The organism is Enterobacter cloacae complex sp. I1M, assembly GCF_014982425.1.
Taxonomy (GTDB): Bacteria; Pseudomonadota; Gammaproteobacteria; order Enterobacterales; family Enterobacteriaceae; genus Enterobacter; species Enterobacter intestinihominis.
Map to the genome: position 1 here is coordinate 1 of NZ_JADCLG010000037.1, position 8,398 is coordinate 8,398.

General features: G+C 55.1%; 8 protein-coding genes. 6 read left to right on the forward strand and 2 right to left on the reverse strand.

All coding sequences use genetic code 11. The features are described 5' to 3' along the window. Positions 1-263 precede the first annotated feature (263 nt). From rbsD to rbsR, 6 genes are all read left to right on the forward strand, one after another. Complete coding sequence (gene rbsD / locus INF86_RS19465) at positions 264-683, forward strand: D-ribose pyranase (protein ID WP_003862392.1); 420 nt, start codon at positions 264-266, stop codon at positions 681-683. A gap of 7 nt (positions 684-690) precedes the next feature. Continuing rightward, the gene (gene rbsA, locus INF86_RS19470; RefSeq protein WP_022649867.1) at positions 691-2,196 is read left to right on the forward strand and encodes a ribose ABC transporter ATP-binding protein RbsA; all 1,506 of its coding nucleotides are present in this window, start codon (positions 691-693) and stop codon (positions 2,194-2,196) included. A gap of 4 nt (positions 2,197-2,200) precedes the next feature. Continuing rightward, positions 2,201-3,166 (forward strand): ribose ABC transporter permease, encoded by a 966-nt coding sequence (gene rbsC / locus INF86_RS19475; RefSeq protein WP_022649866.1) that lies wholly within the window; start codon positions 2,201-2,203, stop codon positions 3,164-3,166. Positions 3,167-3,193: 27 nt separating this feature from the next. Next, positions 3,194-4,084: a ribose ABC transporter substrate-binding protein RbsB gene (gene rbsB / locus INF86_RS19480; protein ID WP_003862397.1), complete on the forward strand. Its 891-nt coding sequence runs from the start codon at positions 3,194-3,196 to the stop codon at positions 4,082-4,084. A gap of 108 nt (positions 4,085-4,192) precedes the next feature. After that, complete coding sequence (gene rbsK, locus INF86_RS19485; protein WP_193543834.1) at positions 4,193-5,122, forward strand: ribokinase; 930 nt, start codon at positions 4,193-4,195, stop codon at positions 5,120-5,122. Positions 5,123-5,125: 3 nt separating this feature from the next. Then, a complete protein-coding gene (gene rbsR / locus INF86_RS19490) occupies positions 5,126-6,118 on the forward strand; it encodes a ribose operon transcriptional repressor RbsR (protein WP_072202236.1) in 993 nt (330 codons plus the stop codon). Here rbsR and mdtD read toward each other — a convergent pair. Both mdtD and INF86_RS19500 read right to left on the reverse strand, forming a co-directional pair. Further along, the gene (mdtD, locus tag INF86_RS19495) at positions 6,084-7,517 is read right to left on the reverse strand and encodes a multidrug transporter subunit MdtD (RefSeq protein ID WP_022649863.1); all 1,434 of its coding nucleotides are present in this window, start codon (positions 7,515-7,517) and stop codon (positions 6,084-6,086) included. The two genes, rbsR and mdtD, sit on opposite strands and share 35 nt — an antisense overlap. Continuing rightward, the gene (locus INF86_RS19500; protein ID WP_023298937.1) at positions 7,514-8,221 is read right to left on the reverse strand and encodes a FadR/GntR family transcriptional regulator; all 708 of its coding nucleotides are present in this window, start codon (positions 8,219-8,221) and stop codon (positions 7,514-7,516) included. The genes mdtD and INF86_RS19500 overlap by 4 nt, the downstream gene beginning before the upstream one ends. Between the last annotated feature and the right edge of the window lie 177 nt (positions 8,222-8,398).

Here is an 8,398-nt window from a genome sequence, read left to right on the forward strand (position 1 = left end):
CCCCTCACCCTAACCCTCTCCCCGGAGGGGCGAGGGGATTGCTCAGTGCTCGCATTAATTTGTGGGGAACCCTCAGCCACAGGGAGAGGGCGCAAACATAAAAAACGGTAACCTGACGGTTACCGTTTTGCATTTACCTCCTTTGCATTTCACTTAGCGAAACGTTTCGACGCCGATCACAAATCCGTTACGTCATGATGGTTTTCTGAACACTTCTGCGGCTACACTGTTTTTAGCGAAACGTTTCGCTAGTGGAGCAAAAAATGAAGAAAGGCACAGTACTCAACTCAGAAATATCATCGGTAATTTCCCGTCTTGGGCATACCGATACGCTGGTGGTTTGCGATGCAGGCTTACCGGTTCCGCGCAGCACAACCCGTATCGATATGGCGTTAACGCAGGGCGTACCCTCGTTCATGCAGGTACTGGAAGTCGTGACGGCGGAGATGCAGGTTGAGGCGGCCATTCTCGCGGCGGAAATCAAACAACATAATCCGCAACTCCACGAAACGTTGCTCAGCCACATTGAGCAACTGCAACAGCACCAGGGAAACACCATAGAAATTCGTTACACAACGCACGAGCAGTTCAAACAACAAACCGCAGACAGTCAGGCGGTGATTCGCAGCGGGGAGTGTTCCCCGTATGCGAATATCATTCTCTGTGCTGGCGTCACCTTCTGAGGCCATCATGGACGCATTACTGCAACTCAAAGGGATCGATAAGTCGTTCCCGGGCGTTAAAGCCCTCTCTGGCGCGGCGCTGAACGTCTATTCCGGGCGCGTAATGGCGCTGGTGGGCGAAAACGGCGCGGGCAAATCCACCATGATGAAAGTGCTGACCGGGATCTATCAACGCGATGCCGGTTCGCTGCTGTGGCTGGGTAAAGAGACCACCTTCAACGGCCCGAAATCCTCTCAGGAAGCGGGCATTGGCATCATCCACCAGGAGCTGAACCTGATCCCGCAGCTCACCATTGCGGAGAACATCTTCCTCGGCCGTGAGTTCGTGAACCGGTTTGGCAAAATCGACTGGAAAACCATGTATGCCGAAGCGGACAAACTGCTGGCGAAGCTGAATCTGCGCTTTAAGAGCGACCGACTGGTGGGCGACCTTTCCATCGGCGATCAGCAGATGGTGGAGATCGCGAAGGTGCTGAGCTTCGAGTCGAAGGTCATCATTATGGATGAACCGACCGACGCCCTGACCGATACCGAAACCGAATCCCTGTTCCGCGTGATCCGTGAGTTGAAATCCCAGGGGCGCGGCATTGTCTATATCTCTCACCGCATGAAAGAAATTTTCGAGATCTGCGACGACGTCACCGTCTTCCGCGACGGGCAGTTCATTGCCGAGCGTGAAGTGGCCACGCTGACCGAAGATTCGCTGATTGAAATGATGGTGGGACGTAAGCTCGAAGACCAGTATCCGCGTCTGGACAAAGCGCCAGGAGAGATCCGCCTGAAGGTGGATAACCTCTGCGGGCCGGGTGTGGATGACGTCTCCTTTACCCTGCGCAAGGGCGAGATCCTTGGCGTCGCGGGCCTGATGGGCGCGGGACGTACCGAACTGATGAAAGTGCTCTATGGCGCACTGCCGCGCACCAGCGGCTACGTTACCCTTGACGGCCATGAGGTGGTCACCCGCTCGCCGCAGGATGGCCTGGCGAACGGCATTGTCTATATCTCCGAAGACCGTAAGCGTGACGGCTTAGTGCTGGGCATGTCGGTAAAAGAGAACATGTCCCTGACCGCGCTACGCTATTTCAGCCGCAGCGGCGGCAGCCTGAAACATAAAGATGAGCAGCAGGCGGTCAGCGATTTTATCCGTCTCTTTAACGTTAAAACCCCATCGATGGAGCAGGCGATTGGCCTGTTGTCCGGCGGTAATCAGCAGAAAGTGGCGATTGCCCGCGGGTTGATGACTCGCCCGAAAGTACTGATCCTCGATGAGCCAACTCGCGGCGTTGACGTGGGCGCGAAAAAAGAGATCTATCAGCTGATTAACCAATTCAAGGCCGACGGTCTGAGCATCATTCTGGTCTCTTCCGAGATGCCAGAAGTATTAGGCATGAGCGATCGCATTATCGTCATGCATGAAGGGCATCTCGGTGGTGAATTCACTCGCGAGCAGGCCACCCAGGAAGTTCTGATGGCTGCCGCTGTGGGCAAGCTTAATCGCGTGAATCAGGAGTAAGAAGATGACTACCCAGGCTGTTTCTGGTCGCCGCTATTTCACAAAGGCATGGCTGATGGAACAAAAATCGCTGATTGCCCTGCTGGTGCTGATCGCGATTGTCTCGACCATGAGCCCGAACTTTTTTACCGTCAATAACCTGTTCAACATTCTTCAGCAGACCTCCGTCAACGCCATTATGGCGGTGGGCATGACGCTGGTGATTTTGACCTCGGGTATCGATCTGTCCGTCGGTTCCCTGCTGGCGCTCACCGGTGCGATTGCCGCGTCGATTGTCGGTATTGAGGTCAACGCGCTGGTGGCCGTTGCTGCTGCGCTGGCGGCAGGTGCGGCAATTGGCGCGGTAACCGGCGTGATTGTGGCAAAAGGCCGCGTACAGGCGTTTATTGCCACGCTGGTGATGATGCTGCTGCTGCGCGGCGTCACCATGGTGTACACCAACGGTAGCCCGGTGAATACCGGCTTTACCGAAAACGCCGATCTGTTTGGCTGGTTTGGTATCGGACGCCCGCTGGGTATCCCGACGCCAGTCTGGATCATGGCTATCGTCTTCCTGGCGGCGTGGTACATGCTGCATCATACCCGTCTGGGTCGTTATATTTATGCGCTGGGCGGTAACGAATCGGCAACGCGTCTGTCCGGTATTAGCGTCAACAAAGTTAAAATTATCGTTTACTCCCTGTGCGGTCTGCTGGCATCTCTGGCGGGCATCATCGAAGTGGCGCGCCTCTCTTCCGCGCAGCCAACGGCGGGTACGGGCTATGAGCTGGATGCCATCGCGGCAGTGGTTCTGGGTGGTACGAGCCTTGCGGGCGGTAAAGGTCGCATTGTTGGGACATTGATCGGCGCACTGATCCTCGGTTTCCTGAATAATGGCTTGAATTTGTTAGGTGTTTCCTCCTATTACCAGATGATCGTTAAGGCAGTGGTGATTTTGCTGGCGGTACTGGTAGACAACAAAAAACAGTAACTGACGACACTACAGGACATCTTAGATATGAACATGAAAAAACTGGCTACCCTGGTTTCTGCTGTCGCGCTGAGCGCAACCGTAAGTGCTAACGCCATGGCGAAGGACACCATCGCGCTGGTTGTCTCTACCCTGAACAACCCGTTCTTCGTCTCCCTGAAGGATGGCGCGCAGAAAGAAGCAGACAAACTGGGTTACAACCTGGTGGTACTGGATTCTCAGAACAACCCGGCGAAAGAGCTGGCTAACGTTCAGGACTTAACCGTTCGTGGTACCAAAATCCTGCTGATCAACCCAACCGATTCCGACGCGGTCGGTAACGCCGTGAAGATGGCAAACCAGGCGAAGATCCCGGTAATCACCCTGGACCGTCAGGCGACCAAAGGCGACGTTGTTAGCCATATTGCGTCTGATAACGTACTGGGCGGCAAAATCGCCGGTGACTACATCGCGAAGAAAGCAGGTGAAGGCGCGAAAGTGATCGAGTTGCAGGGTATCGCCGGGACTTCCGCGGCCCGTGAACGTGGTGAAGGTTTCCAGCAGGCTGTAGCGGCGCACAAATTCAACGTGCTGGCGAGCCAGCCGGCAGACTTCGACCGTACAAAGGGTCTGAACGTCATGCAGAACCTGCTGACTGCGCATCCTGACGTGCAGGCGGTATTCGCACAGAACGACGAAATGGCGCTCGGTGCGCTGCGTGCGCTCCAGACTGCGGGTAAATCAGATGTGATGGTTGTCGGATTTGACGGCACGCCGGATGGTGAAAAAGCAGTAAATGATGGCAAACTGGCTGCGACCATTGCTCAGCTGCCTGAGCAGATTGGCGCGACTGGCGTGCAAACTGCCGATAAAGTGCTGAAGGGCGAAAAAGTTCAGGCCAAATATCCTGTTGACCTGAAACTGGTCATTAAGCAGTAAAGGCGATTCAGGCAGTCGCTGGCTGCCTGAGGGACACCAAATAAAAGAAAAGTGTGGCATACGCCACCGGGTAATACCGGTGGCGCTCTCAGATGGACACCTCAATACATGAAAACCGCAGGCAACCTCGTCGTCCTTGGCAGTATCAATGCCGATCACATTCTTAACCTTGAAACGTTCCCCACTCCGGGCGAAACCGTCACTGGCAATCAGTATCAGGTCGCGTTCGGCGGTAAGGGCGCAAACCAGGCAGTTGCCGCCGGACGCAGCGGGGCAAATATCGCGTTTATCGCCTGTACGGGTGATGACGATACCGGCGAGCACGTACGCAAACAGCTGGCAAGCGACAACATCGACATCGCACCCGTCAGCGTAGTTGCAGGGGAATCTACCGGCGTGGCGCTGATTTTCGTCAATGCGGAAGGTGAGAATGTCATCGGTATTCATGCGGGGGCTAATGCCGCGTTAACGACTGAACGCGTCGAAGCGCAGCGTGGGATCATCGCCGGAGCGGAAGCCCTGCTGATGCAGCTGGAGTCACCGGTTGAAAGCGTGCTGGCCGCTGCGAAAATTGCGCATGAAAATCATACGTCTGTCGTACTTAACCCGGCGCCTGCCCGTGTATTATCAGACGAGCTGCTGGCGCTGGTGGATATCATCACCCCGAACGAAACCGAAGCGGAAAAGCTGACGGGTATCCGTGTCGAAAATGATGACGATGCCGCGCGTGCCGCGCTTGCGCTGCATGATAAAGGCATTGGCACCGTGATCATCACCCTCGGCAGCCGTGGGGTGTGGGCTAGCGTCAATGGCGAAGGCCGTCGCGTACCGGGCTTTAAGGTCAAAGCCATTGATACCATCGCCGCAGGTGACACCTTCAACGGTGCGCTGGTAACGGCGCTGCTGGAAGGAAAAGCAATGGATGACGCGATTCGCTTCGCGCATGCCGCCGCCGCGATTGCGGTGACGCGTAAAGGCGCTCAGCCTTCTGTTCCATGGCGTAAAGAGATTGATGAATTCTTAAGTCAGCAGGGGTAACGCTTGGCCACAATGAAAGATGTCGCCCGTATGGCGGGCGTTTCTACCTCGACTGTCTCCCACGTTATCAATAAGGATCGCTTCGTCAGCGAGGCGATTCGGGAGAAAGTTGACGCTGCAATTAAAGAACTCAACTATGCGCCGTCTGCGCTGGCCCGCAGCCTGAAGCTTAACCAGACGCGCACCATCGGCATGCTGATCACCGCCAGTACCAACCCTTTTTATTCTGAACTGGTGCGCGGCGTGGAGCGCAGCTGCTTCGAGCGCGGCTACAGCCTGGTGCTGTGCAATACCGAAGGCGATGAGCAGCGCATGAACCGAAACCTGGAGACGCTGATGCAAAAACGCGTCGACGGGCTGCTGCTGCTCTGTACCGAAACGCATCAACCCTCGAAAGAGATTATCCAGCGCTACCCTTCTATTCCTACGGTCATGATGGACTGGGCGCCGTTCGACGGCACCAGCGATCTGATCCAGGATAACTCGCTGCTGGGTGGCGATATGGCGACTCAGCATTTGATCGACAAAGGTCATACCCGCATTGCCTGTATTACCGGCCCGCTGGATAAAACCCCGGCGCGCTTGCGTCTGGAAGGCTATCTTTCGGCCATGGAACGGGCGGGGCTTGCCATTCCTGATGGCTATCGCATCACCGGCGATTTCGAATTTAATGGTGGATTTGAAGCAATGCAGAAACTGCTGGCGCAAGAGCCGCGCCCGCAGGCGGTGTTTATCGGTAACGATGCGATGGCATTCGGAGCTTATCAGGCGCTGTATCAGGCGGGATTGCGTGTTCCGGACGACATGGCGATCGTCGGTTATGATGATATCGAACTGGCGCGCTACATGACGCCGCCGCTGACCACCATTCATCAGCCGAAGGATGAACTGGGTGAGCTGGCCATCGACGTGTTGATCCACCGCATGGCTCAGCCCACGCTGCAACAGCAACGTTTGCAGCTTACTCCTGTTCTGATGGAACGCGGTTCGGTTTAGCCTTATCTTTATGACGCTCTTTAATCAGGTTCCGGCCGTCTTTTGGTTTTAACAACATAAAGACCACCGCCGATACCACGGTAAGCGCGCCCATGGTGATAAAGGTATAGTGGAACTGCTCAACGGTATTTGTACCGTCAAACCCTTCATAAAACCGCAGTACCGCCGCGCTCACGGCAACCCCGAGGCTGATCGACAGCTGTTGAGTGACCGCCAGTACGCTGTTGCCGCTGCTGGCATTCTCGTCGGTGAGGTCCCCAAGGGTGATGGTGTTCATCGACGTAAACTGCGTCGACATGGCCATACCCAGCACAAACAGCGGCAGGATCAGCATCCAGATGGGTAATGCCGCAGATTGCAGGGAGAACTGCGCAATCATCAATCCAATAAAGATCGTCACGCCAACCAGCGTCTTACGATAGCCAAACCAGCGCAGCACCTGCGTGACCGTCGATTTTGCCAGAATTGAGCCCATCGCTGTGGGGGCCATCATGCAGCCAGCAATCAGGGCCGGATAGCCGAAACCGACCTGGAGCATCAGCGGCATCAGGAACGGTACGCAGCCCGTGCCCAGACGCGAGGCAATATTGCCCGCGATCCCGACGGAAAACGTTCGGGTGTTAAACAGAGATAAAGAGATAAGCGGTGTCGGATGGCGACGCGCATGACGGATATATAGAAGGAACAGCAGAATACCGCTAAGAATGATGGCCAGCGCCAGCCACGTCGCTACGATTTTCTCGCCAAACAGCTCCATCCCGCTGGAGAACAGGACCAGGCTCAGGCCAAACAGGAAGAAGCCGCCCATATCGAAGCTGCGTCGTGGTGTGGTGAAGTTCGGCATATATTTGCGGGCATAGATTAGCCCTGCCACACCAATCGGAATATTAATCAGGAAGATCCAGTGCCAGCTTGCCCAGGTCACCAGTACGCCGCCGAGAACCGGGCCAAGTATCGGGCCGACCAGCCCCGGCATAGTCACAAAGTTGAGCACCGGGAGCAGTTCGCTGCGCGGATAGGCGCGCAATAACGCCAGACGCGCGACGGGCATCATCATCGCGCCGCCTATCCCCTGTAGAACGCGGAAGATAACCAGTTCCGTCAGAGAGGTAGAAAGGGCGCAAGCCAGAGAACCGAGGGTGAACAGCGTCACCGCCAGCATAAACACTTTGCGCGTGCCGAAACGATCGGCCAGCCAGCCGCTGACCGGAATGAGCATCGCCACCGTCAGGGTATAACTGATGATGGCGGATTGCATCGCCAGTGGGGAGCGGTTAAGGCTTTGGGCTATTGCGGGAAGGGCGGTATTGAGGATAGTGGCATCCAGTGCCTGCATAAAGAACGCCATGGCTGCAATCCACGGCAATCCGGCCATACTGCGTGCTTTTTTCTCTGTCATTTATTTACCTGCTGGTGGGTTGGCGCCGCCAGCAACGCCTGGCACGCACTCAGGGCTCGCTGCCCGTCGCTTTCCTGAATGGCATCGACTATCGCCTGATGCAGATCCAGCTTCACCACCTCATCCTGTGTGATAGAGGCAAAGTAAGTGTGGTACACAGAATGGAATAAAGAAGCAAAGGAGGTCAGGAAAGGATTTCCGCTCATATTATAGATATGTTCATGCCAGGCCATATCGACTTCTATCCAGCGCTCGCGGTTAAAGTGCTTTTTCAGATCCACCATCTCTTCCATAAAAGTATTGAGCTGCGCTTTTTGCTCTGCTGTGCCGAGCGTGGCGGCAAGCAGACAGGCCTGAGGCTCAAGACTGCTGCGCATGACCAGAAAGTGATCGACGACCTGATTAAAGTTATCTTCGGTCATCCACCAGGTGAGTAACTCCTGATCGAGAAAGTTCCAGTTCCCCTGAGGCATAACGCGGGTGCCAATGCGCGGGCGTGGAAGCACCATCCCTTTCGCCGTTAATGTTTTTACCGCTTCGCGAACGGCGGTACGGCTTACACCAAACTGATCCCCCAGCTCCATCTCGCTGGGCAGGATGCTACCTGGGGCATATTTACCCGCTAAGATCAGCTGAGCCAGCTTTTCTGCCAGCACATAGGACAGGTTTTTTTGAGCTGCCAGCTGTTGTGCGCTTAATGGCATCGCTTTTATTCCTTAAATATTGATGCGGCTAATTATGCCATCTCAGGTGTGATTGTGGTTGCAGATACATCAATTAGAACAATTTGTAGCTTGATCTCATCGCTTTTGGTGAAAAAAAACACGGTCAGAAACTTTTTTTAAATTACCTCTTGTCACTTCAGAAGAACTCCCTATAAT

Coding starts and splice junctions, on each gene's coding strand:
- rbsD (WP_003862392.1), top strand. CDS start 264: ATGAAGAAAGGCACAGTACTCAACTCAGAAATATCATCGGTAATTTCC.
- rbsA (WP_022649867.1), top strand. CDS start 691: ATGGACGCATTACTGCAACTCAAAGGGATCGATAAGTCGTTCCCGGGC.
- rbsC (WP_022649866.1), top strand. CDS start 2,201: ATGACTACCCAGGCTGTTTCTGGTCGCCGCTATTTCACAAAGGCATGG.
- rbsB (WP_003862397.1), top strand. CDS start 3,194: ATGAACATGAAAAAACTGGCTACCCTGGTTTCTGCTGTCGCGCTGAGC.
- rbsK (WP_193543834.1), top strand. CDS start 4,193: ATGAAAACCGCAGGCAACCTCGTCGTCCTTGGCAGTATCAATGCCGAT.
- mdtD (WP_022649863.1), bottom strand. CDS start 7,517: ATGACAGAGAAAAAAGCACGCAGTATGGCCGGATTGCCGTGGATTGCA.
- INF86_RS19500 (WP_023298937.1), bottom strand. CDS start 8,221: ATGCCATTAAGCGCACAACAGCTGGCAGCTCAAAAAAACCTGTCCTAT.